Source organism: Mesorhizobium sp. CNPSo 4670 (assembly GCF_057784235.1).
The window spans coordinates 1-862 of the sequence record NZ_JBWJFQ010000069.1 but is presented as its reverse complement, the minus strand read 5'-3'; the positions used below and the strand labels follow the sequence as shown (position 1 = coordinate 862).

Genomic DNA, 862 nt, shown 5'->3' with positions numbered 1-862 from the left:
GCGATCGTGAGCGCGGCGTGACGCGTGTTCTCCTCTTGCGGCCACTTGCTCATGCCATTCACCAGGGTCGCAAGATCCTGACTGCTGAAATCAGAGAGTCGGCCGCGACGAAGCAACTCGCCGCCGACAACGGTTGCGGCGTGGCGGCACTCTGCCGCTTGCGGCCACTTGCTGAAGCCGTTCACCAGGTTCGAAAGTTCCTGCGGAGTAAACTCAGAGAGTTGGTCGGAACGGCGAAGCATCTCACCAGCGATCGTGGCTGTAGCCTCGCGACAAGCCGCCGCTTCCGGCCACTTGCTGAAACCGTTCACCAGATTCGCCAGGTTCTGCGGAGTAAAGTCCGAGAGTTGGTCGGAACGGCGAAGCATCTCACCGGCGATCAGGGCTATAGCCTCGCGACACTCCGCGGCTTCCGGCCACTTGCTGAAGCCGTTTGCCAGGTTCGACATCTCCTGCGGAGTAAATTCAGAGAGTTGGTCGGAACGGCGAAGCAGCTCGCCAGCGATCGCGATTGAGGCACCGTGCAAGCTCTCCACATGCGGCCACTTGCTGAAGCCGTTCATCAGGTTCGACAGGTTCCGAGGAATAAAGTCGGATAGACGGTCGGCACGGCGAAGCATCTCTCCGGCGATCGTGGCTGTGGCCTCGCGACAACCCGCCTGTTCCGGCCACTTGCTGAAGCCGTTTGCCAGGTTAGCCAGGGTCTGCGGAGTAAATTCAGAGAGTTGGTCGGCACGGCGAAGCACCTCACCGGCGATCGTGGCTGTGGCCTCGCGACAACCCGCCTGTTCCGGCCACTTGCTGAAGCCGTTTGCCAGGTTAGCCAGGTTCTGCGGAGTAAATTCAGAGAGTTGGTCGGCAC

The 862-nt window shown here is 60.8% G+C and carries 1 pseudogene; it reads right to left on the bottom strand.

Annotated features, from left to right (window positions below):
- A pseudogene (locus AC0ZT5_RS35105) lies at window positions 1-862 on the bottom strand (hypothetical protein); the annotation flags it as partial.